This is a genomic window from Pseudomonas sp. CFSAN084952, assembly GCF_009648855.1.
GTDB classification, from domain to species: domain Bacteria; phylum Pseudomonadota; class Gammaproteobacteria; order Pseudomonadales; family Pseudomonadaceae; genus Aquipseudomonas; species Aquipseudomonas paracarnis.
This window is the reverse complement of sequence record NZ_CP045767.1, coordinates 3,347,363-3,367,985: the sequence shown is the minus strand read 5'-3', so window position 1 is coordinate 3,367,985 and position 20,623 is coordinate 3,347,363. Positions and strand designations below refer to the sequence as shown.

The following is a 20,623-nucleotide window of genomic DNA, read 5'->3' as shown; positions in this document are numbered from 1 at the left end:
AGGGGCTTATCTCCCGTGATTTTCGTGATAGCCGAGACTGTTTTCGAAGGATTTTCTGGCGGCCGCTGCATCAAACTTTGATGAGTAGCGGCCCAGGGTTATTTGTTTGCCTGCTAGGTATCCGAAGGATCGCCATAGGCCTCGCGAATCCCACGAGACACCGGATATTCCGCTGGAGTTTTTGCAACTGCGCTTTTGGTTTCTTGCGTTTTCCACTGGGCTCGCCGCGCGGAGGTTGATCCAGCGGTTGTCAGTCTTTTTGCCGTTGATGTGATCTACGAACTCGGGCGGGTGCTGGCCGAGCATGTAGACGAATGCGAGTCGGTGCAGGTTGTGCCGCTTCCTATCGATCATCACCGTCAGATAGCCACTGGAAACCAAGCTCCCAGCTATTGAACCCGCGGGTGTTCGGCTTCTGCTCACCAACCAAGTGAACACACCAGTCTCAGGGGAGTAGGCGAGGATCGCCTTCAGGTATTCCGGGGTGATAGGCATAGCTTCGCCTCGCCGGCTGGCTTGATTCGTGAATTTGGGCTATTGGTTTTCAATCACACATACAAATGGAGGCTTATATGAGTGCGAAAACCGATGTGGAAGCTGTACGCCTGATAGGGGATGAAGTTGTGCGGCTACTCAGCCTTCCCGAGGAGAGGCTGGAAGCGGAGGTGCGTCACGGGCTCAAGCTGATCGCGGACCTGGCGCAGTGGCGTGAGCTCGCGTACGGCCCTGAACCTACGAGACACGTCGCACAGCACTGGAGGCCACTTTGATGGCCATGATGGGCGAATAGCGCTGCCTCGCCGGCTGGCGCTGTTCAGTGATATGGGGTATTACGGGTGACCGGCATGGAGCCGGATCAAGGAGTTTCAAATGAAACGAGGCGCCGCTGTTTACAGCAAAGGGAAATTCACTGTCTATGAGAGAGTGCAAACTCATCTCGACGACACGAAGGAGGTCGTGGCCTACGAATTAGTGGGGCCTGGCGCGGATTCAACCTGGTTGTATGATCTGGATGCGGCTATTGCAGATGCTGATCGCCTAGACGCTAAAAGCACTCCTTCTTCAAAACTTCCGCCGCCGTAATTTTTGCTCGGCAGATTACCTAGCGCTTTACCGTCGCATCTCTGCGGCGGTCTTTGGTTATGCTTCTTCGGCGTCGAGCCGTGATGCTTGGCGCTGGCCGATGGCGTAGAGTTCTGCCGCCACGGTTTCGTTAACTTCGATTTTGTGGCGCGAACGAAGCGCTTCACGCGCACCGTCTCTGCCGAGGGAGTGGACATAGCGAAGGGAGCCTGCCATCACTGATGCCTGTTCGGTGTCTTCAGTCCAGGCCATGAGGTCGGCGAGCATTTGCTTCTCGCCAGCCCGTACCCGGTGCCGAAGCTCTTCCTCGCCAAGCTCCTTGCGTTTCGCCGCGCTCTTTGCAGATCGCGCTTTCTGATCCATGGCCATGGCCTACCTCTTCTATTCCGCTGGCCGGCAGTGCTAGCCAGGTTTGACGTTTGCGTTGCTGGATGCGGGCTATGCGGCGCATGAATCTACCTTCACCTGGCGCCATGCGCCGACCGCTTCGAAGATCCGCGCGGCGTGTGCCTCGTCCAGTGATATCGCCTCGGGAATGGCGATCCAGCCCGAAGCCACCATCTGGCTTTGATTCGCCGAATCGCGCAGGTCCTTGTAGCAATGCTCGATCACGTCTTCCAGGTGGTCGGAGAGGTAGACACCATCGGGCGCCACCTCCACCGACTTGCTGTACCGGTCGCCGCGGGCGTCGATGCAAAGCGCGCTGAGGTAGATCGTCCACCGGTGAGGGATGCCACAGACGGCCTGGCCGATCTTTCCGGGTGCGATGTTCTTCAGCGACTTGTAATTGATCATGCCCTGGCGGCCGCTGGGGTCGATGTTGACGACGGCGACGTGGTTTGAGGCCAGCAGCGACCGGCAGGACCGATCAATGCGGGCTTTGAGGTTATGCGACTTGCGCTTGCTCATATTGCCTCCGCAAGTTTGCGCAGCGCTTCACGCTCGGCCCGTGTGATGGGCGGCTTGCGGCGCTTGAGAATGGTTTCGGGATCGATCTTGGTGGAGCGGGGCGGTGGCAGAGGTTTGCGAGGCGGGCTCGGTAACTGCACTACGGTTCCGCCGGCGGCCAGGAACTGCGCTGTACGTTCCGCGATTGAATCAACGTTCTGTCGCTGTTCCTCGACCAGGCTTAGGTGGTTGCTGATCATGATCAGGCTCCTAAACGATGGGCTTGCGCCCGAGCTTTGTCCGCTACCTCGTCAACCATGCGATTCAGCTCTAGGTTGAACTGGACCAGTTCTCTGTGCAGGTTGGCGATGTAGGCTTCGTCGCGGTAAATCGTCTCGATGTAGAGCTGACAATCCTCATCCTGACGCGAGTCGAACGAAATAAAGTCCCACCATTTGCGGCCGGTAACGAACATGCAGCCCTGGACCTGCGGCATGTGTTCTTCGGGCATTCCTTCCAGCCAAGTCCTGATATGTATCGCTTCGTTGAATGGGCACTTCGATTCGGTGCCCCCATCATCATTTATCAGGCCGTCCGGTGAGCAGCCGAGCCAGTCGTACTTGGGGTGAACGATGAATTCGGAGGCGAGGACGATGTTGCCGGTCAGCATTTCGTAGGCGTCCTGGGCCTTTTGTTCTTCAGCGTGCCCCCATTTTAGGGAAGCGCTGCTGACGTTATGTTTGGACTTCTTTGCCAGTCGCTCGAAGCACAGTTCGCGCATGTATGAGGTGCGCGCCCCCATTGGCTCGCGCTTGCCGTTTTTGTCAGGTTTCCCCCAGGCCATCACATCTTTGAAGCGGCTGGCTGTGACGCGGCCGGATCGGTCCGCATGCCACTTCTCAGTGCCCTGAAGCTCAGTTCTCACTACGCGGCCTCCTCAGTGTGGGGTTGGGCGCCGTTGGCGCTGGTCATGTCGGTGAAGTCTGCGTCGACTGTCGCAGCCATGCTCTTGAGTGCTTCATGGCATTCCAGGCCGATTGCTGCACGCTGCTTCGGCTTGAGGCCCGCCCAGGCTGCCGCGTAGGCTTCGATATCTTGGCGCTTCGCAACGGCCAGCAGGTCCGCGAATACTCCGTCGATTTCTGGTGAGGGGGATTTCGGTCCGAATGACACGCCAGCAGCCGCAGCGATGTTCGCGGTCTGCTCGGCGGGTGTGATGTCAATCTCGTTCCCGTATGAGCCTTCAAACTCGTCAGGCGTGTAAACGCCCAGAATTACGTCAGGGCAAAATAGGCGAGCCCATTTCTTTGTTGCGAGGTACGCAATCTGCTGCTTTGGATCGTCAGCCCATAGGGTGGAGTTTCGAGTTCGAGCTTGCGCCATGAGCGTCTCAAGCACTCGCGGTTCATCCTCCCCACGGAAGGTTGCCCAAACTCGGACTCCCAGCCCCACCTCGTCGAGCAGGCCCCAGCCAGGCACGCGGTATTCCTTGTTTTCCGAGTTTTTCTTAACGAGGAATTTGCCAACAATGTTTTCCCAGGGACCAAACCATTCATAGTGCAATCGGTCGATGGTTGGAGCCTTGGATGTGATTACGGCGTTGACCAATTGGGCTTCGTAACTCAGTGCGCCACCCTTCACGATGAACGTTTTCTGGGCTACTGCGAATGGGTTCATCTGCCACTGCATTGCCTGCAAGACGATTGCCATACAGTCGGCCCTGTTACCCCGAAGATGCTCAGGAACCGTCGTTTTTCCATCAGCCATCATGGTCGCAAGATCAGTCATCGACCTCATGGTGCCGGGGTCAAGGATGAGCGCTGCCGCGTTGTGCGATGGATCGTGGTACGTAGCGAGGCCTGTCTGTGCTTGAGTATCTGTATCTGTCATAGCGCCCTCCGTAGCCAGCATGAGATTTGCTGGCTGTGAGATGGAAAGGGTGGTTAGAAGCGGATGGCACGAAGCCAGGCGCGAGCAGTTTCGAGGTCGACGTCAAAGCCCAGCGCTACAACCTCGACAATGTCGTCAACTGCCGGCGCGGTCGTAGTCAAATCGTCCTGTTCAGCGCTGGTCGCCTGTGAGCTGACTGGTGCGAATTCGGCCTTCGCTTCGATTGAGGTAGGAGCCGTAGCAATGATCGGGGCCGGCGCGACAGCTTGGGCGCGCAGACGGGCCAGCTCTTCCTGATCTCGCTGATACTGGGCGTCGCGCTCGCGCTGCTGGCGCTGCTGCTCTTCATGCTGCTCACGCTGTTGTCTTTGCTGTTCTTCCATGTCGCGGCGCTGCTTGTCCAGCTCGTCCTGCTGCTTCTTTAAGCGCTGACGATCTTCCTCGGCGCGCTGCTTGCGCAAATCTTCGGCCTCAGCGTCGGCGATGCGTTGCTTCTCGCGCAACTCGTCGAGCTCTTTCTGCTGGGCCAGTAATTTGGCAGCTGCCTCTTCTCGGTCCACCGCAGACTTGTGCAACGTTTCCAGTTGCTCGATAGCGTTGTCGCGAGCGATGGTGCCCTCGGCTTCGAATTCGGCATATTCTTCTGGCAGGATCACCGATTCCTTGACACTTTGCAGAACCGTTGCGACATCGGCAGCGCTCCGGCTTGCGTATGCGGCAGCGACAGAGCTGAAGCGGGTAATCTTCGCCCGGATGGCTTCGACACGCTCAGCCTCGACACGCTCGCGCTCTGCCTTGGCATCAGCAATGCGCTTTTCTTCGGCCTTGATCGCTTCATCGACAGGCTCTTCAATCGCTAGCACACGACTCTTGAGCGTTTCACCGAACTCCTTTACCTGGTTGACGCGAGCCTGAGCTTCTTTGACCTTTTGCTGATAAGGCACCAACGCGGTTTTGGTGGTCTTATCCAGGGCGTAGCGCACATCGCGGATGTCGACGCGAACTTCCTTCGCGCTCGCCAAACCTTCGCTCGTCGAGCAGTCAACGACCAGCTTCGCGTAGGTTGTTTCCAGGCGAACGATTTGTTCTTCGTGCGGCCGATATTCAGCGATGTCGGTCACCGCTGCTGCAGGGGATACAGCCTTTTGCGCATCTCCGGCTTCGCTCATTTCGAGCGATTCTTGTGCGGGTGCTTTTTTAGGATTTGTGGACATGACGATCCCTCGCCGCGCCTGGCGCAGCATTGAAAGTGTTGTGGTGGGGTGGCGCCGTTAAGCGGCGGAAACGATAGAGGCGTTGTAGTTGGCGTAAATCTTGTCGATACGAGCGCGGAAGTATCGATGTTCGTTGTCGTCTATAACCCGCAGCATGAAAGCAAGGGTTACGCACGATGTGGCCGCCGCGCTGGCGTTTGGCTTGCCCAAGTCGAGAATCATGTTTTCGATCTCGCCTTCGATCCAGCTAACGGCTGTCTGGTGGTTTCGTTGATTAAGATCCATGCTTTACCTCGATGGGCGGACAGATCAGTTCCATCCGAGCCATGGCCAGGCCGATGCGCAGTTTGAGGCTGGCCCGCTCCTTGAGCCGCCGTGCATCGCGCTCTGCCAGGTCGTCTGCCGTGTATTCGTGGAACAGGTCGACGTGCTGCTTTTTGCCGAAGTTCGGTAAGTCCCAGCGCCTGTCGGATTCCCTGGCCTGGGCGCTATCCGCGTAGCTGGTTGGCATGGCGAGTCTCCAGGCGCCGGGCGAGGGCGCACGCTTCGTTGTGATTTCGGCGGAACCCCATCACCTTGCCCGTCCGACTATCCACAACGTGGAAGAAGTCACGGCCCGCTGGCTTCACTATCATTCGGAAGTGGGCCACGGGTTCCGGCCGACCAATCAGCCTGTAGAAGTCGGCCGTGGCGATACGGGAGCGCTGACGCAAACCGTCGACGATGTCGCGGCGTGATTGGATGCTGTTGTGCATGGTCACCTCCAAAGTGGCGGGTTGTTCACCTGTATTCGTCAACACTCATGCCTCCCGCTGGTTGCCGATGGGCGCGGGGGAGGAGTGCTGACGTAATAGAGGTGGGGAAGGGAGGTGCCGGTCTTTCCCGGCTGTCATGGCGTTGGTTGTTCAGTTACTCGCGGCTTCAGCAGCTTCATACTCGCTGCCAAGGATTTCGGTCATCACACCATTCGGTTTTGCCGATGTGCTGACGTAGATGCAGTCAGGCGTAACGACCTGCTTGTAGCCGTTGAAGAACAGCGCGCCGCCGCCAAGCCCCATGGCATCCAGGAAGGGCTGCAGGTCAGCTTTATCCTTCGGCTTGTGCGTCTTGAATTCTTCCTGAAGCTTTTCCAGTTCAAGCTTCAACGCTTTCCGCTCTTCACCTTTGGTGCCCGGCGGTAGGTTTGAGCGCGGGAACTGCGAGCTATCTGCCTTCGGATCAGGCTTCGTCCACAGCGGCTGCGGCATTGCTGGGCTGAACTTCAGGCCGTAGAAGTTACGACCGCTGTGCATGCTGGTCTGGAACAGCGCGGTGGCGCCTACAAAGCGCTTGGCAAACTCTTCGCCCAGCACCTGCAAGCGATCCGCGCTTTCTCTGTACGCCTTCCAAGCCGCCAGAACACCGGCATCGCTTGTCTTGTAGTAGGCCATCTCACTTCCTCCGGTTGTTTTCCCAATGCACCCGAGTAATCAGGTGCATCAGTGAAAAGGCCCTTCATGCTGCGAACAGCTCTTGCTGCTGTGGCTGCGGCATGCAACGCCGGAGCCCGGCGCGTATGGCCGATTCCAGCAGTTCGGCGTCTTGCTCAAGCTCAGGGAATTCCCCGGCAAATTCGCTCACCGCGCTGCGAAGTCCGGCTGCCTCACGCTGCAGAGTTGGAATCACGATGCTGATCATGTTGCCGATCGTGCGCAGATCCAGGCTGCATTCCCGGCAAAGCCGGATGTAGTCGAGCATGTACTTCGGCATTTCACTTACTCCTAGTTGTCATCCCAAGCAGCCCTCGCGAGAAGGCTGCTCAGTGATGCTTTCCGCCGTGACCCGCTACTGGCGTCGGTCACCGGCTTGAATCAAATGTCACTCCAGCCGCGGGCCTTTCGGCTTGTTCTCCCGCTGGATAACTGTTCTTGGCGCTTTACGCTGCACGCCCGGGTCAGTTGCCAACCCTCTGAACCGTTTAGGCCGGTTCATCGCTGCCTTTGAATCTGGGCCGGTGGTGATCCGGCAAGGGGTGAAACCAAAGAGCGGCGGGCTGTGAGCCCTGGCGAGTCCCTGTTGGGTGACTCGATGGAGTGAATTTAAGCAAGCTGAAATAACCATGTCAAGCATGCTGAATAAATAAATTCAGCTTGCTGAAATTAGCAGGCGTAAAAAAGCCCGCTCAATGGCGGGCTAATTTATGCGTCGCAGTATTCTCGCCAGCCGATCCTGACGGTTCCGCCTTCTAGGGTCTCGACACGTACGCCAGCTGTTTCGCTGATCTCATCCAGAAGACGTTGCCAGTCTTCGGGAGCTTCATGCTCCAGCCTGCACACGGTCACCGCCTGGTACTTTTGAACGCATGGAGAGGCGATCAGGGCCTGCAGTCGGCGGCCTGCCGACTCGTAGGAGGATGGTGGTTTCGAGGTGGTAAACACTGGGCTTTGCATGCGACTCTCCTGGTCGTTACTGTATATATGAACAGTATTGATGCTCGGACATATTGGCAAGCTGAATTTAGGGGAAAAATGCATTTATGCATAAATGATCTAAAGCTGGCCCTCCCTCTACGCAATAAAAAGCCCGCTAAAGGCGGGCTTTGCTTTCTATATGGCGGCTACCACTCAAGCATTTCCGGGACTATCCACTCAGGAGGCTGGCCGTCTTTAGATATTCGAACCATACCAGCATCCAGCTGATAGACCTGAACGACAGCGCCAATCTTGACTCCGCGCTTTATGGCTGTGGACGGGTCGGCGGCTGCACGAATAGGCGCCGCGAATGTCGCCGGCTTGGATTTGCTACCCACCTTCAGGGGTGGCGATTTAGCTTGAGGTGTTGCCGGATCGCCAGAAACGTTTGATGGTTTTGCAAAAATCGCCCACTTGGTCAGCGTCCAATAGTTGAGCCTCCCGAGCTCTGGGCTTTTACTATATTCCGAGGCGAGCTTTAGGCCGATCTGCATGTGGTCGCCGCGGACCTGCATTACTGTCCACGATATGTCAGAGCTGACATTGCTCTGATGAAAGCAGTATCTGGACCCAGTGATCTCTGCCCAGGCCGTGTATTCAGCTCTGGCGTAGTGGTCAAGAGCCCTATCGAGGTCACTTACGGTCATGCAGCCGATAGCTGATGAGTCCATCCAAACTTGCTGGTCGGCTCTTGGCGTCGATGGTGATGACGATGAGCCTCCAGATTGCAGGGAGGACCTATCGGACATCGAGCCAAATATCATCAGGGCGCCAAATGCGACGACAGGGGTCAGTACTATCCACAGCAGTATCTTGCCCAACGATCCAGGTTTAGCAGTCTGGGCGGAGGCTGACGTTGTTAGGTCAGCCTGGCAATGCCTGCATCGAATCGCTTCTGCCTTGATTGTTTCTGCGCAGTAAGGGCATGCCTTTTCTTCCATTGCTAACCACTCCCTTTATTGATCCATCACTCTACCATTCGTGGCGTACAGCCACCATTGAATGGTAGGGACGAGTCGTCGTTGTATCAGTTCCGCCTCGATGGAGTGCTCAGGGAGAAACTGCGATCGCCAGGGCTAGTTGCCTGTCTGACATCAGCGGCGGGGTGCTGGTCGAGCGGTAGTATCTAGATGCCTGCTCAAACTGGGCGCCGCGAATATCTCCATCAGAACCAATGAACGCCAGGGCGTCCGTCTTGGCTGACTTGAAAACCTCTGGCGGCTCGGTGGTGAGGGATGTGGTCGCCCCAATTAAAATGGTTGGCGCGGAGATTGTGAGAAATATCGCGGCAGCGATAGGGTTGGCGCCATCACCTGATACGGCCTGCGTGCTGAAGGATGCCAATACGGCGATCGCCAGTGTCTTCCATGAGTCCATTCTTCGATGCTTCCATTGCGATCTGAGGGCGCTACCTTAGCAGAGGAGGGCGCTTGGCAGAAACAAGAAGCCCGGCGCTGGGCCGGGCAATTCAGAATGTGGCTTTGGAGCGTTTGATAAACTCTAAGAAATCTATACATATCGTCGGCGGTTTCTTCTTGCTGCAAACGGCAGGTATTTTGTATTTTGATAGAACCTTAGGCAGGTCAAATTGGACCTTTTCGTTTGAAACTAGATTTAGGCCGTTAGATTCGGCCGTCGCAATTATGATTAGGTCATTTTCCCCTACGCCTGCGCCATACTTATCACCTTGAATTTCAAGCATTTCCTTTAGGCGGGTAGCGCAAAGTAGTATTTTTGTGCTTGGGTGAAGTATTGATATTTCTATCTCATCAAGCCACTTTCCGCACTCGGGGGTTTTGTGGCTAACTTCCTGATGGGCGACGGAGGGGATTGATATCTCCCCAATGAATGCAAGTCCGTCTAGCCAGCTCCATAGTTTTGGAAACTGATCTTTAGGATAGTTATCCCAGGCGTAAATAATTGATGAAGCATCAAGCGCCCACATAATATCCCTTAAGATCGTGTATATCCTTTACCTTGATTCCATCAAGATAGCTACTTGCCTTGGATAGCGTGATATTTTTTGCGGTTAGCGAGTCCAGTACAACTCTCACAAAACCATCACCAAATATATGCTTAGGCTCTCGATGCCGAAAACCTCTGTTCCCGCCAGGGTCAGAGTCAGGGATTGTCAGCCTGCTTCTCCAGGCTCGATATGCCCCATACTCCTCTCCGCTAAGGCGTCCAGAGTCGAGCAATCTGCGCAATATAACCTCGCCGCTTACGCCCCAGCGTTTTCTATAGGGCGATAGCCATTCATCAAATTCGTCAGCGTTCTCGGGCTTATCCCAAGTGCTGATCGTTTCAAGAAAGCTATCAGGTACAAGCACAAGGCCAGCGAACTCGTTGGCTTCGCGCTCTGAGCCGGTACCGTGATGAATATCCGCGTCATCATCAATAGAACTCATCTTGTGCAAGAGTATATGGCCAAGCTCATGCATAAGAGTAAATGTCTGAGTACTTTCAAAGTACTGTTTCTTTACGAGTATAAGAGGGCATCTTTTATCGTATAGAGAAAAACCAAGAACGGGGTTGTCTTTCGCTATTTGCCACTGGCCGTGATATCCATTACTTCTAAATACCAAAATACCTTTGCGCTCTACAGCTGCGCGATACTGATCAAAAGTATTTTCTTTCGATAGTCCCAGCCAGGCTCTTGCAGCTTGAGCAGCGCTAAGTACACCGGTCGATAGCTCGGGCGGTAAAAAAGACGAGGCAATATCTTGGCCAATTTCTTCGCGTAGACCTAAATAGATATCGCGCTGACGCTCGGCTCGCTCAATAAGCGCTCTCAATTTAGTCGAGATAGCGGGCTTCTGATTTGCGATGCTCCTAAAAGCCGCAGTATGAACTTTAACAGGGTCGGCTGGGCCGTCCTCCATAAAGAAAAGAATCCCGCGGCCGAAGTAATCTGCAACTTTCTTTAGTTGATTGAAGGTAAGGCCGCGCCCCTCAGACATTGCTTTTTCGAGAGTGACCTCCGAAATACCAGTGTCTAGAGCAAGATTCGACAGCGTAATTCTACTGTCTTCGCAGCACCAGGCGATCCTGCCTTGATTGAAATCTATTCGCTCCATGTGCCCTCAACCCGCAGGTCAACCCCTCTCATTTTGACATTCAGTCTACGCATCGACCGATTTTTAGTCGACACTCCTTATAAGGTAGATTTGGCTGGTTCTGCACGGTCCCGCACAATCCTTCCCGCCTTCACCTCATCCGCATAACCCGCCAGCTTGTCCTCGGCCTCCTGGAAGGAGAGGGCGATCTTCATCAGATCGTTGGCGCCTTGCTCATCACCAGCCGCCAGCATGCGTTTCGCGACGCCAAACAAATCAACGCCAGCCCACTTAAGGGTAGCCGCGGCCTCTTTCAGGTCGCGGCGCAGCTGCTGATTGGGCTTGGTCAGGGCCATCACAGCCTCCGCACTCAGTAGTGAAATTTCTGGGTGGCTTGGACAACTACGCCGACTATCCGGCAATTCTCATCAAACACTTCAGTCGGATATCCGGGATTCAGCGGCTTTAGGTAGAGCCTGCCACCATCACTTACCAGCTTCTTGAAGGTCGCCTCATTGCTGTCTGGCAGTTTGGCCACGACAAGCTTGCCCGGTGTCGCCTCGACTTCGGTGTCCACCAGGATCAGTGAGCCCTGGGCAATGCTCGTGCCGACCGGAGAGGTCATTGAGTCGCCTTTGACCTCGAGCCAGAACGCGGGGCCCTTCGAGTTGTATTCGGAAAACTCGTAGCGATCCGAAATTCCAGCGGGGTAGGGCTCCACGGCTTCAGACCATGCGCCCGCAGAGACCCAGCTAATCACCGGATAGCGGAAAGATAGAGCTGGCTGCGAAGTTATGGAGAGGTTCGACTCTGAAGCCTCCTTCTCATCCCCCTCACCAATGGCAAGCCATTCAGCCCTAAAGCCCGTGGCTTTCGCCAAGGCGTAGAGATTCTCTGGCCGCAGGCTTTTGCTCTCGCCAGTAATCCATTGAGTAACAGCAGAATTTGCGACCCCACAAAGCGACGCAATTTCGCCCTTCTTTTTCCCGCTGAGCTGTATAGCGCGGGCAATACGTTCGTGTCTTTCCATGGACTCAATATTAAGTTAACTGAATTTAAGCATGCAGTAGCCAGAAAACGCCGTTGACTCGATAACTTAAGCATGCTGAAATTGCGCCAGAGTCGAACGAGGATGCGAAATGAATACGCATGAAGTCGCCGAATTCTTCGGCAGCAAGACAAAGCTGGCATTGGCCCTGGGCATTCGCCCAAGCGCCGTGACCATGTGGGGGGACACCATTCCCGAATCCCGGCAGTACCAGATTCAGGTTCTTTCCAAGGGAAAGTTCAAGGCAGCAAAGAAGGTCCAGGCCGCCTGACACCCCTGTCCGCCGCTCCATTGAATCCAGATTAGAAGAGAGCTGTCCCCATGCAAACGTCCAGTTCCAGACACACCGTACAAACCCGTGATCAGGTGCTGGTCGCCCATGCTCAAAACCAGACCGCGCGCACCAGCTTGAGCCAGGACGACTTCGCTCAGGCTTTGAGCCGCGAACTGCACCTGTCGATTCCTGATCGCGCCAAGAAGAAAGACGTCCCGGACTTCAAATCTGTGGAGCTGACCGGCGACGTGAATGAGTTCGTGAAAGCAACCGGCCGCTGGCTTAAGCGTGTACAGCGCTGGCTAAACGGCGATCAGGAAATGCCGTCCTGGCTGGAGGAGTCGTGGGTCAGCGCCCTTGAGCCTGAATACCGCGATCACTGCCTGAACGAGCTGGCGAGCCGCCACGGCTTGACCGGCGCCCGCCAGATGACCAGCGACCAGTGCGCGAACAAAAGCTTCGGCGCACTGATCCGCGCGTTGGGCGACGTGATCGACACGGGCAGCGAAGTGTTTGACGACCAAGTGATGTGCGAGCAGGACCTGCCGCACTTGCCAGCGTTCGCCAAGCAGTGCCGCCAAGTTGAAGCGAAGGCGGGGGAGTTGCGCCGAAAGGCTGAGGCTCTGCTTAACGGCAAGCCTGCACTGAAATCAATCGCCTGAATGCCAGGCACAAAAAAGCCGACGGTCAAGGTCGGCTTTTTCTACAGCGGTAAACAACTGGAGCGAATCATGCACCAACACACTGAATCGATCAATAGCCCCAACATTTCCGCGCCACGTTTTTCGCAATCTGAAAACGTGGCGCGCAATTCCTCAGTGATCCCGTTCGACTTCGACGGCGCGGCGATCCGGGTCATCACTGACAAGCTCGGTGATCCGTGGTTCGTCGCGCGCGATGTCGCTGACGCCCTCGGCTACTCCAAACCGGAGAACGCGGTGGCCCGCCATTGCAAGGCTGCGACCACTACCCCGAAACAGGGTGGTGGTTTCATGACCATCATTCCGGAGCGGGACCTGTACCGGCTGGTGATGAAGTCGAAGCTGCCGGCCGCCGAGAAGTTCGAAGAGTGGGTGGTGGGCCAGGTGCTGCCGAGCATCCGCAAGACCGGCTCGTTTTCCGCCCAGGGCCCGAACAATTCCAAGATCGTCGGCGAACTCGCAATCTTGGAATGCTTCGACCGCCTCCTGAAGCCTGCGAACTCCAGCAAGATGCTGATGCTGGCAAAGATCGCCGCCAACAACGGCCTGGACGCCAAGTTCCTCCCAGGCTACGCCGTTGACGCCGCCCCTGATGCCGCTGGCGGATCTTCGATGCCGACCAAGGCAATCACCGCCCTCATCAAAGATCACTCCATCGCCAGCACAGCCCGCGCCTTCAACCTTGCACTTGAGGGCCACGGCTTCCTCAAGGTTCTCCAGCGCAAAAACTCCAAGCAGGAAGTTGTCGACTTCTGGTCGGTGACCGAGAAGGGCATGGCCTACGGCAAGAACCTCACCAGCCCTCAATGCCCCCGCGAGACGCAGCCTCACTGGTACGTGGATCGCTTCCTTGAATTGGCCGGCCTTGTCGGCAAAGGAGCCAAGTAATGGCCCGCGCACGCAACATTAAGCCAGCCCTGTTCAAGAACGAAGTCTTGGGCGTGGCCGATCCAATGCTGACGCTTCTGTTTGAGGGGCTTTGGCTGCTCGCCGACAAGGCGGGGCGCCTTGAGGATCGCCCTATACGCATCAAGGGTGAACTGTTCCCCTACCGTGACCGCATCGACACTGAAGGCTTGCTGTCTTGGCTGGCATCCGAAGGGTTCATCACGCGCTACACCGTAGGTGTCAAACGCTTCATCCAGGTCGAGAACTTCGACAAACATCAGAACCCGCATCGTAATGAACCGGAGTCGGTTATCCCTTCTGTGTCAGAGGGTTGTATCACTCCCGATTTTGGCGGAACTACTTCTACCATTGTCGGAAGTGCTCCGGCTGATTCTCTGATTCCTGATTCCGGATCCCTGACTGCTGATTCCCGAAACCCGTCAACGCCTCCGGCATTGCCGACTTCGCCGAGTGGCGACTTGTTCCCGAAGTTCTGGAAGCTGTACCCGAACAAGAAGGGCAAGGTGGCTGCGGAGAAGGCGTGGAAGAAGCACAAGGTCACTGACGACCTGTTCGCCCTGATCGCCGAAGGGCTATCCAAGCAGGTCGTATCCGAGGCGTGGGTCAAGGATGGCGGAAAATTCATCCCGCACCCGGCAACCTGGCTCAACGGCAAGCGCTGGGAGGACGAGGTGAAGCCTGCCAGCAACGTCCACCAGTTCCCGCAATCACGCCACACGGGTTTCGCTGAGCGCGACTACACCGCTGGCCTGACTCAGCGGGAGGACGGCACCTATGCGCTCTGAGAAGACTGTATCCGTCTCGGATGGCGTATTGCCGATCCGCACCCAGCCGGCCGATTGCGAGAAGCACGGCAAATTCGACCAGAAGGTCACCGTGATACTCGGGCGGGAGCTGAAGGGCGGATGCCCTGAGTGTCTGCGCGCCATCGCTATCGAGCGCGAGGAAAGCGCCAAGGCCGAGAAAGCTTACGAGCTGCGCCTGTCCCTGGCCCGCAAGCTGGGTGACGCGCTGATCCCGAAACGCTTCCTGAGCCGCACCCTGGATAATTACCAGGCCGAGCATGACGAGCAGCGCCGAGCCCTGAAGTTTTGCCGCCACTACGTCGCCACGTTCGACCAGATCCGCGATGCAGGGCGCTGCATGGTGCTGATCGGCAAGCCTGGCACCGGCAAGACTCACCTCGGCGTAGCCATGGCCAACGAGCTACTGCACAAGACCTCCCGAACCGCGGTGTACCGCACTGTCGGAGCCGTCCTGCAGGCCATTAAGGCCACCTTCGACCGCAAGAGCGAGCTGTCCGAGTCGGACATCCTGTCGAGCCTGATCAATCCCGACCTGCTGGTGCTGGACGAGATCGGCGTGAGCAAGGAGCAACCGAGCGACTTCGAGCTGACCACTCTGTTCGCAATCATCAATGGCCGGTACGAGCGTGAAGCGCCGACGGTGATCATCTCGAATCTGGGCGCCGGCGAGCTTGGCCGGGCGATGGGTGACCGTTGCGTCGACCGGTTGCGCGAGGGCGGCCTGATCGTCGTTCCGTTCGAATGGGAATCACAGCGCGGCAAGGAGGGCTTTTGATGAAGCGAGCAAACCCAGCACAGCTACGCCAGTCCCTTGAAGTGGCGAACACCCTGGTCAAGCACGGAATCCGTTTCGTGTGCATGCCGGTGGTGGATGAGGCCGACGGTGTGAACCTTTCGAGCCAAGCCGCTGAGCGCCTTGAGCGCATGGCATTGATCGCAGAAGCAGCGGAGCAACGGACATGAGCAATCACACCAAAGAAGAATGGCTCGTAGACCGCCAGGACTATTGCGTCTGCGTCATGCGAGATGGCGAGCCTCTTGAGGTCGCCACCATTGGCGCCATGGATCATAACGGCATCAAATATGTAATTGGCGACGAGAGCTGGGCGAATGCCTACCTCATGCGCACCGCTCCAGAGCTGCTGAAGGCCCTCGAAGCGATGATGGCCAAGGCCTACAAGCAGAATTGGAATGATCAGTACCCAGAATTGCTGGAGCAGGCCGAGAAGGTAATTGCGCTGGCGAAGGCTGGATCTACGCCGGGTGATGGCGGTGAGTCGCTGGAGCAAGAGCTATGACCGACTATATCGACCTCCAGAAGGCTGCCGAATACGCCGCCCAGGACACCATCAAGTTCGCTGGCGAAGGCGAGGAGATGCGTGCGCTCCAGCAGTTCCACGAAGAGGTTAACCCGGAAACGGTCCTGGCCCTGATCGCCGAAAACCAGCGCCTGAAGACGTTGCGGAGCGTAACCGAACGTGATCTTGCGCAAGAGCTTGAGGTTTGGCGTAACGGGCCTTCTTGCTGGAGCTGCGGCGACACAGGCGATGTGCATGACATCGTCGGCGAATGGCGCGGCCAATGCGATTGCAATGCGGCCAAGTTGATTGATGTCACCGGCGAGCGAGACCAGCTCAAGGCCGAGAACGAGGCGCTGCGCAAGGATGCTGAACGCTGGAGATTCTTTTCGATACTGGCGAACGATCTTCAGGCATTCCCTCATGCCTGGGGAAAGATGACTCCTGAAAAAATGGATGCCATGTGTGATCAGGCCATGGCCGACGCCGCCATGGGCAAGGGAGAGAAGTCATGAGCCCGATAATCGCTCACCAAATGCAACCGTGTCCGTACAGCTGCGTGTCGACCTGCATGGCAATGATCGTTGGACGGCCGGCACAGGAGGTCATCGAAGAGATGCACAAGCCCTATCGCGACGGCGATCTGACCTTGCGGCAAATGCTTGAGCGCCTGGGTGTTGAATACACGGCGTTCTTCAGTCTGGATTGCCCGCCGCTGGCAGATGAGGGTGTTTATCTGTGCACGTCACCTTCGCTCAACATCGAAGGCGGTAACCACCAGGTCCTGATCGAGGTCACTGACGAGGGCTACTTCGTCCTTGATCCGGTTCAAGGGCGCGAGGATCGCAAGTATTACGTCGCGCGCGGGAAGGGCGATGGCATTTCGCTGGCGGTCGACCTTGGCGGGTTTGTCGTAGACGCCTTCATCTCGCGTGACCATCTTTTGGCCAAGCGGGCGGGCGCGACTTTGGCGGAGGCTGCAGCATGACCAGCATCCAGATCCGCAACGAATCAGACCGCAACAAGGCCATGGGCTACATCGCCGGCCTGGACCTGGCCAAGCCAAAGAAGCTGGCCATTACCGAAGTGGACCGTAGCGGGGAGCAGAACAAGGCCCTGCACGCGGCGCTGGCCGACATCGCCGCCCAGGTCGAGCACGCGGGCAAGAAGTGGGGCGTCCTGATCTGGAAGCGCCTGCTGACCGCCGCCTGGCTGCGTGAGTCGGGCGATCAACCGCAGATGATACCTGCGGTAGACGGGAACGGCTTCGACGTCATCTACGAGCGCACAAGCAAGCTCACTGTGAAGCAGTGCGGCGAGTTGATCGAATGGGTTTTTGCTTTCGGCGCCGAGCACCAGGTGCGGTGGACGCAGAAGGACAACTGGGGAGGTAGGTACTGATGGATTACGCAGACGTTTACGGAGTCCTGATTGTCTTGGCCCTGGTCATTGGTGTGGTGCTCGATCACCGCCGCAAGCGCTCGGCGAAAGACTTCGAGCGCAAGCGCCGCGACCGGAAAGCGGAAGTAGAGCGGGCAGCGAGGAAGGCGCTATGACCATCGAACGGAAGCCGGCCAAGCCGAAGAAATGCCGCGTTGCTACGTGCGGGGCCTCATTCGTCCCGGCGCGAATGGGTCAGGCGGTGTGCAGCCCAGCCTGCGCACTGATCGACGGGCCGAGGCATGCGCCAAAGGCACGCAAGGCCCTGGCCGACATTGAGCGCAAGGACATCAAGGTCCGAAAGGAGAAGCTGAAGAGCAGGGCGGATCATGCCAAGGACACTCAGCAGGCCTTCAACGAATGGGTGCGCCTACGTGATGCCGATCTGCCTTGCGTGAGCTGTGGTCGCCACCATGACGGCCAATATCACGCTGGGCACTATCGGACTGTTGCGGCAAACCCAGCCATAAGATTCGAGCCGCTGAATGTCCACAAGCAATGCGCTCCATGCAACAACCACAAGTCGGGCGACATAGTGAATTACCGCATTGAGCTGGTGAAGCGTATCGGCGCCGAGGCCGTGGAATGGCTGGAAGGGCCTCATGAGCCAAAGAAGTACACCATCGAGCAACTGAAAGCCATCACCGCCGAATACCGGGCAAAGACCAGAGAACTCAAGAGGGCTGCAGCATGATCTATCGCAACGTGATATCCGCAGTAGTCCGGGCCCTGGCCTCTGAGACCATCAACAGCGCCGGCGGCTGCGACTTCGAGCCGAAGGTTCAGACCAGTAAGTTGAAGGGCGAGATCACCGGCAAGGATGCGGCCCTGCTGATCGACTGCATGGTGCACAAGGTCCTGCACGCCCAGCTCTCGCCGCGGCATTGGAACGCCCTCACTGCTAAGTACAGCACGCACAAGGGGAGGAAGGTCGAGTCTATTGGCCGACTGGTTGCAGCATTCCGCAGCCCGGCCCCCATGCTGTTCACGCAGAAGGCCGTCCAGGCATGGGCAGTACCCCAGATCAGGGGAGTGCGCCGAGAAGCGGTGAAGGTCGCGGCTCCAAAGCCGCGCATCGATGAGCGGGAGCCAGGAAAGTGGGACTGGCGCAACAATGCGGCACGCGCAACAGTGGATCGTGCCAACAAAGCGTCAGCGGCCCGCGCAGAATGCCGATCAAGCGACATGATCGTGCTGGCTGACTCCAATTACGACATGGCGACATGGGACAACCAGGGGCTCACAGAGCGCACCTACCAGCGCTGGAACAAGTCGATCAAGGACGCCTTGGAAGGTCTTGTGGATGAGGCGCTGACCGAGGCGCAACACCTGCTCGAAGCGGCCGAAGTGCTATCGGTGGAGGCTGCGTGAAAATAGTCCCTCAAAAGGGCTTGCAATGTCATGTCGCCATGTCGCATTATTCACCCATCCTGTCATTCCTGCGTGTGTAGGACTGACTTACAAGAACCCGGCCATCGCGCCGGGTTTTTTATTGCCCTAAGAAACCCACCGAAAGGAATGCCGAATGATGAAGCGAATGTCCGCTTACCTGGGCTTGGCGCTTGCTGCCTGCCTGTCCTGTTTCTCACTGTCGGCATTCGCCGAGCCGATTACCAGCGCCTACCGTACTGCGTATGTGTCCGCGTACGGCCTGAGCGAGCCGCAAGGCGTTGCGATGCATCGCCTGGAACTGACCCTGGCAATGTGGCGATCGGGTAGCCAGTCGACCGATGAAGGTCTCGCTTCCAACCTGCGCGCATCCAGCAACCACTTCGTGATGGCTTCGGCCAAGCCTGCCCCTGATGGCGTCGGCCTGACCCCCTGCTGAATACGCCTGGAAGCAACAGAAAAAGCCCGGACATACGCGCCGGGCTTTTTTGTACCTCCGAGGAAAGCAGCTACCCAAGTGGGTGCTTTCCCAGATGTACCCAGTTTCACTGCAGCCAGGGCAGCCTCACGGAAGGCCTGGACGCTGATAAGCCGGTAGTGCAGCGCTACGGAAAAACACCGGCAGCCCGCGCACCCTGATCTCACTGTGCTTACAGGGTGGCGCGAGACAGGAAAGGCGAGATCGATGCATTAGGGTGTCGACGCCGGGAAGGTCTTTGGCAGACAGCGCGGAAAGACGCGCAATTGCGGGTAGCGCAGGTCGCTAGACAGCCTTCCAAGCTTTCGATCAGGGTTCGATTCCCTGTATCCGCTCCAAATCTGGCCCGAAGCATTGAAGGTTGATGCACCCGGCTCATAACCGGGGGAAGAGGGTTCAAGCCCCTACGGGCCGACCAGGCATGAGGCCTCAAGCCTCTGCGGTGTAGATCTGAGATCCTTTCAGGGAGCCAAAACAACTTGAGCAACCGAGGGGGAGTGCCTCGGTGCCTTTTCAGGGCCTCGGCATTGATCGAGGCTTTTTAGTTTTCGGCTCCACCACACCCATTGCTCCGAGCTGGGAGTGCTGTGTAACCCGATTCAATTCCCAAACATGCCCCACGGAGTCGAGCGCATGGAGTATCTACAGCGCCTGCTCGACAAGATCGACAGGTTCGAATTGTTGATTGCGGGCCTGATTGGGGCTGTTGTTGCGAGCTGGTGGCACAAGGACGACTTGTCCGACTGGCGAGCCTGGATGGTGTTCTTGATCACTGGGGTGGCCTGCTCGCTTTACCTGACGAGCATGGTCAGCGCCTACCTGAATGTCACTGAGCCGAAGATCGTCGCCGGGATTGGTTTCCTCCTGGGCACCTTCGGCGGCTCGCTCCTGGCAGCAATCAACCGAGCCATCAAAGCCGCTGACCTCTGGGCGCTTATTCGCCAGCGGTTCGGGGGAGGCAATCCACCATGAATCTCGAACTGATCAACTCCATCGCCTGCGGCCTGATCGCCTTCTGGGCAACCTGGTGCGTATTGAGCGGGAAGGTGAGGGATGGCATCCTTGGGAAGCTGATCTACACCACGATCGCCATCACGGGTTTCGTCGTGTCGGTACGCAGCCAGAACATCTTCTTCGGCCCGACCACTGCTGGCCTGACGCTGCATGTCGCCCTGGCCATGGCCGGTGCCCGCCACATCTTCATGGTCACCTACTGGCAGGCGGTCAAGGCCTGGTTGTGCAAGACGCTTAACTGCGAGCACTGCATGACGTGTGCTGATGAGCGAACGCGCAAAACCGATTAAACCAAAGGCGCCCGGTACTGCCGGCGCCAATCTATTGAGGGTGGCCCGAATGGATTACGTCCTCGGTGACCATACCTACTCAGCCAGCTACCAAGACCTCCGCGAAGAGCATGCCCGATACGTCCAGATGACTGACAAGCGCTTCTTGAAGGAATTACCAGGGGCTCTGCACTTCGCCGTGTTCGTGTGCTGGTTCAAGGAGCTGCCGACCAGCCAGGTGCTTTCGGATGACGGGATCGTTCACCAGCTGGCCCACCTGATCCATTTAAAGGGTGAGCCGCTTGTGATTGGCAGGCTCGTAGATATCCGGGAGCTGTTCGACCAACAACTGCGGCTTGCACCGTAATCCGCGCCACGTTTTCGAATGCGCCAAATCGTGGCGCGAGGTTTTTTGC

Annotated in this window: 37 protein-coding genes and 2 tRNA genes; 20 read left to right on the top strand and 19 right to left on the bottom strand. The window is 57.3% G+C overall.

Going from position 1 to position 20,623, the window contains the following annotated elements; translation table 11 throughout:
• Positions 1-6: 6 nt before the first annotated feature.
• Positions 7-495 (bottom strand): HNH endonuclease, encoded by a 489-nt coding sequence (locus GH769_RS15100; RefSeq protein ID WP_153649846.1) that lies wholly within the window; start codon positions 493-495, stop codon positions 7-9.
• A gap of 375 nt (positions 496-870) precedes the next feature.
• Here GH769_RS15100 and GH769_RS15095 point away from each other — a divergent pair, with 375 nt between their 5' ends.
• Positions 871-1,083, top strand: a complete 213-nt coding sequence (locus tag GH769_RS15095) for a hypothetical protein (protein ID WP_153649845.1) — start codon at positions 871-873, stop codon at positions 1,081-1,083.
• A 57-nt stretch (positions 1,084-1,140) separates the two neighbouring features.
• Here the strand turns inward: GH769_RS15095 and GH769_RS15090 are convergent, their stop codons facing one another.
• The 18 genes from GH769_RS15090 to GH769_RS15005 form a co-directional block, all read right to left on the bottom strand.
• Positions 1,141-1,452: a hypothetical protein gene (locus tag GH769_RS15090; RefSeq protein ID WP_153649844.1), complete on the bottom strand. Its 312-nt coding sequence runs from the start codon at positions 1,450-1,452 to the stop codon at positions 1,141-1,143.
• Between the two features lie 69 nt (positions 1,453-1,521).
• Positions 1,522-1,992, bottom strand: a complete 471-nt coding sequence (locus GH769_RS15085; protein WP_153649843.1) for a hypothetical protein — start codon at positions 1,990-1,992, stop codon at positions 1,522-1,524.
• Positions 1,989-2,231, bottom strand: a complete 243-nt coding sequence (locus GH769_RS15080; protein WP_153649842.1) for a hypothetical protein — start codon at positions 2,229-2,231, stop codon at positions 1,989-1,991. The genes GH769_RS15085 and GH769_RS15080 overlap by 4 nt, the downstream gene beginning before the upstream one ends.
• 2 nt (positions 2,232-2,233) lie before the next feature.
• Positions 2,234-2,896, bottom strand: coding sequence for a lambda exonuclease family protein (locus GH769_RS15075; RefSeq protein ID WP_034097469.1), 663 nt, complete (start codon positions 2,894-2,896; stop codon positions 2,234-2,236).
• Complete coding sequence (locus GH769_RS15070) at positions 2,896-3,861, bottom strand: RecT family recombinase (RefSeq protein ID WP_034097470.1); 966 nt, start codon at positions 3,859-3,861, stop codon at positions 2,896-2,898. Before GH769_RS15070 ends, GH769_RS15075 begins: the two co-directional genes overlap by 1 nt.
• A gap of 53 nt (positions 3,862-3,914) precedes the next feature.
• Positions 3,915-5,075 carry a hypothetical protein gene (locus GH769_RS15065; protein WP_244962436.1) on the bottom strand — a complete coding sequence of 387 codons (1,161 nt, stop codon included), beginning with the start codon at positions 5,073-5,075 and terminating at the stop codon, positions 3,915-3,917.
• Between the two features lie 57 nt (positions 5,076-5,132).
• On the bottom strand, positions 5,133-5,360 hold the full coding sequence (locus GH769_RS15060; RefSeq protein WP_090403828.1) for a hypothetical protein: 228 nt from the start codon (positions 5,358-5,360) through the stop codon (positions 5,133-5,135).
• Positions 5,350-5,586, bottom strand: a complete 237-nt coding sequence (locus GH769_RS15055; protein ID WP_034097476.1) for a hypothetical protein — start codon at positions 5,584-5,586, stop codon at positions 5,350-5,352. The genes GH769_RS15060 and GH769_RS15055 overlap by 11 nt, the downstream gene beginning before the upstream one ends.
• Positions 5,564-5,875 carry a hypothetical protein gene (locus tag GH769_RS15050; protein WP_153649841.1) on the bottom strand — a complete coding sequence of 104 codons (312 nt, stop codon included), beginning with the start codon at positions 5,873-5,875 and terminating at the stop codon, positions 5,564-5,566. The genes GH769_RS15055 and GH769_RS15050 overlap by 23 nt, the downstream gene beginning before the upstream one ends.
• Positions 5,876-5,980: 105 nt before the next feature.
• A complete protein-coding gene (locus GH769_RS15045; protein WP_153649840.1) occupies positions 5,981-6,505 on the bottom strand; it encodes a hypothetical protein in 525 nt (174 codons plus the stop codon).
• A gap of 64 nt (positions 6,506-6,569) precedes the next feature.
• Positions 6,570-6,824, bottom strand: a complete 255-nt coding sequence (locus GH769_RS15040) for a hypothetical protein (protein ID WP_010211459.1) — start codon at positions 6,822-6,824, stop codon at positions 6,570-6,572.
• A gap of 428 nt (positions 6,825-7,252) precedes the next feature.
• Positions 7,253-7,504 (bottom strand): DUF1654 domain-containing protein, encoded by a 252-nt coding sequence (locus GH769_RS15035; RefSeq protein ID WP_153649839.1) that lies wholly within the window; start codon positions 7,502-7,504, stop codon positions 7,253-7,255.
• 167 nt (positions 7,505-7,671) lie between these two features.
• On the bottom strand, positions 7,672-8,466 hold the full coding sequence (locus tag GH769_RS15030; protein ID WP_153649838.1) for a hypothetical protein: 795 nt from the start codon (positions 8,464-8,466) through the stop codon (positions 7,672-7,674).
• A gap of 109 nt (positions 8,467-8,575) precedes the next feature.
• Entirely contained in the window at positions 8,576-8,902 is a 327-nt protein-coding gene (locus GH769_RS15025) for a DUF2388 domain-containing protein (RefSeq protein ID WP_153649837.1), read from the bottom strand.
• A gap of 91 nt (positions 8,903-8,993) precedes the next feature.
• On the bottom strand, positions 8,994-9,470 hold the full coding sequence (locus tag GH769_RS15020; RefSeq protein ID WP_153649836.1) for a DUF4411 family protein: 477 nt from the start codon (positions 9,468-9,470) through the stop codon (positions 8,994-8,996).
• A complete protein-coding gene (locus tag GH769_RS15015; protein WP_153649835.1) occupies positions 9,457-10,602 on the bottom strand; it encodes an ImmA/IrrE family metallo-endopeptidase in 1,146 nt (381 codons plus the stop codon). Before GH769_RS15015 ends, GH769_RS15020 begins: the two co-directional genes overlap by 14 nt.
• A gap of 77 nt (positions 10,603-10,679) precedes the next feature.
• Entirely contained in the window at positions 10,680-10,937 is a 258-nt protein-coding gene (locus GH769_RS15010) for a hypothetical protein (RefSeq protein ID WP_153649834.1), read from the bottom strand.
• A gap of 14 nt (positions 10,938-10,951) precedes the next feature.
• Positions 10,952-11,611: a LexA family transcriptional regulator gene (locus GH769_RS15005; RefSeq protein ID WP_153649833.1), complete on the bottom strand. Its 660-nt coding sequence runs from the start codon at positions 11,609-11,611 to the stop codon at positions 10,952-10,954.
• Positions 11,612-11,720: 109 nt separating this feature from the next.
• Here GH769_RS15005 and GH769_RS15000 point away from each other — a divergent pair, with 109 nt between their 5' ends.
• The 19 genes from GH769_RS15000 to GH769_RS14910 all read left to right on the top strand — a co-directional run bounded on the left by GH769_RS15000 (position 11,721) and on the right by GH769_RS14910 (position 20,574).
• Positions 11,721-11,900, top strand: a complete 180-nt coding sequence (locus tag GH769_RS15000; RefSeq protein ID WP_153649832.1) for a Cro/CI family transcriptional regulator — start codon at positions 11,721-11,723, stop codon at positions 11,898-11,900.
• Between the two features lie 50 nt (positions 11,901-11,950).
• Positions 11,951-12,565 (top strand): hypothetical protein, encoded by a 615-nt coding sequence (locus GH769_RS14995; protein ID WP_153649831.1) that lies wholly within the window; start codon positions 11,951-11,953, stop codon positions 12,563-12,565.
• Between the two features lie 69 nt (positions 12,566-12,634).
• Positions 12,635-13,492 carry a BRO family protein gene (locus GH769_RS14990; protein WP_153649830.1) on the top strand — a complete coding sequence of 286 codons (858 nt, stop codon included), beginning with the start codon at positions 12,635-12,637 and terminating at the stop codon, positions 13,490-13,492.
• Positions 13,492-14,298 carry a phage replication protein gene (locus GH769_RS14985; RefSeq protein WP_153649829.1) on the top strand — a complete coding sequence of 269 codons (807 nt, stop codon included), beginning with the start codon at positions 13,492-13,494 and terminating at the stop codon, positions 14,296-14,298. The genes GH769_RS14990 and GH769_RS14985 overlap by 1 nt, the downstream gene beginning before the upstream one ends.
• Complete coding sequence (locus GH769_RS14980) at positions 14,288-15,094, top strand: ATP-binding protein (protein WP_153649828.1); 807 nt, start codon at positions 14,288-14,290, stop codon at positions 15,092-15,094. Before GH769_RS14985 ends, GH769_RS14980 begins: the two co-directional genes overlap by 11 nt.
• Positions 15,094-15,282, top strand: coding sequence for a DUF1382 family protein (locus tag GH769_RS14975; protein WP_153649827.1), 189 nt, complete (start codon positions 15,094-15,096; stop codon positions 15,280-15,282). Before GH769_RS14980 ends, GH769_RS14975 begins: the two co-directional genes overlap by 1 nt.
• Positions 15,279-15,617 (top strand): hypothetical protein, encoded by a 339-nt coding sequence (locus tag GH769_RS14970; RefSeq protein ID WP_153649826.1) that lies wholly within the window; start codon positions 15,279-15,281, stop codon positions 15,615-15,617. The genes GH769_RS14975 and GH769_RS14970 overlap by 4 nt, the downstream gene beginning before the upstream one ends.
• The gene (locus tag GH769_RS14965; protein WP_153649825.1) at positions 15,614-16,132 is read left to right on the top strand and encodes a hypothetical protein; all 519 of its coding nucleotides are present in this window, start codon (positions 15,614-15,616) and stop codon (positions 16,130-16,132) included. The genes GH769_RS14970 and GH769_RS14965 overlap by 4 nt, the downstream gene beginning before the upstream one ends.
• On the top strand, positions 16,129-16,605 hold the full coding sequence (locus tag GH769_RS14960) for a hypothetical protein (protein WP_153649824.1): 477 nt from the start codon (positions 16,129-16,131) through the stop codon (positions 16,603-16,605). The genes GH769_RS14965 and GH769_RS14960 overlap by 4 nt, the downstream gene beginning before the upstream one ends.
• Positions 16,602-17,018 (top strand): recombination protein NinB, encoded by a 417-nt coding sequence (locus GH769_RS14955; protein WP_153649823.1) that lies wholly within the window; start codon positions 16,602-16,604, stop codon positions 17,016-17,018. The genes GH769_RS14960 and GH769_RS14955 overlap by 4 nt, the downstream gene beginning before the upstream one ends.
• Positions 17,018-17,173 carry a hypothetical protein gene (locus GH769_RS14950; protein ID WP_153649822.1) on the top strand — a complete coding sequence of 52 codons (156 nt, stop codon included), beginning with the start codon at positions 17,018-17,020 and terminating at the stop codon, positions 17,171-17,173. The genes GH769_RS14955 and GH769_RS14950 overlap by 1 nt, the downstream gene beginning before the upstream one ends.
• Complete coding sequence (locus GH769_RS14945) at positions 17,170-17,751, top strand: recombination protein NinG (protein ID WP_153649821.1); 582 nt, start codon at positions 17,170-17,172, stop codon at positions 17,749-17,751. The genes GH769_RS14950 and GH769_RS14945 overlap by 4 nt, the downstream gene beginning before the upstream one ends.
• Positions 17,748-18,428, top strand: coding sequence for a hypothetical protein (locus GH769_RS14940; RefSeq protein ID WP_153649820.1), 681 nt, complete (start codon positions 17,748-17,750; stop codon positions 18,426-18,428). Before GH769_RS14945 ends, GH769_RS14940 begins: the two co-directional genes overlap by 4 nt.
• A 157-nt stretch (positions 18,429-18,585) precedes the next feature.
• Positions 18,586-18,885: a hypothetical protein gene (locus GH769_RS14935; protein WP_153649819.1), complete on the top strand. Its 300-nt coding sequence runs from the start codon at positions 18,586-18,588 to the stop codon at positions 18,883-18,885.
• Positions 18,886-19,174: 289 nt separating this feature from the next.
• Positions 19,175-19,262 (top strand) — tRNA-Gly (locus tag GH769_RS14930).
• Positions 19,263-19,266: 4 nt separating this feature from the next.
• Positions 19,267-19,342, top strand: a tRNA-Ile gene (locus GH769_RS14925).
• Between the two features lie 215 nt (positions 19,343-19,557).
• Positions 19,558-19,896, top strand: a complete 339-nt coding sequence (locus GH769_RS14920; protein ID WP_010211438.1) for a hypothetical protein — start codon at positions 19,558-19,560, stop codon at positions 19,894-19,896.
• Entirely contained in the window at positions 19,893-20,228 is a 336-nt protein-coding gene (locus GH769_RS14915; RefSeq protein ID WP_153649818.1) for a hypothetical protein, read from the top strand. The genes GH769_RS14920 and GH769_RS14915 overlap by 4 nt, the downstream gene beginning before the upstream one ends.
• Positions 20,203-20,574 (top strand): hypothetical protein, encoded by a 372-nt coding sequence (locus GH769_RS14910; protein WP_256670061.1) that lies wholly within the window; start codon positions 20,203-20,205, stop codon positions 20,572-20,574. Before GH769_RS14915 ends, GH769_RS14910 begins: the two co-directional genes overlap by 26 nt.
• Positions 20,575-20,623: the final 49 nt, after the last annotated feature.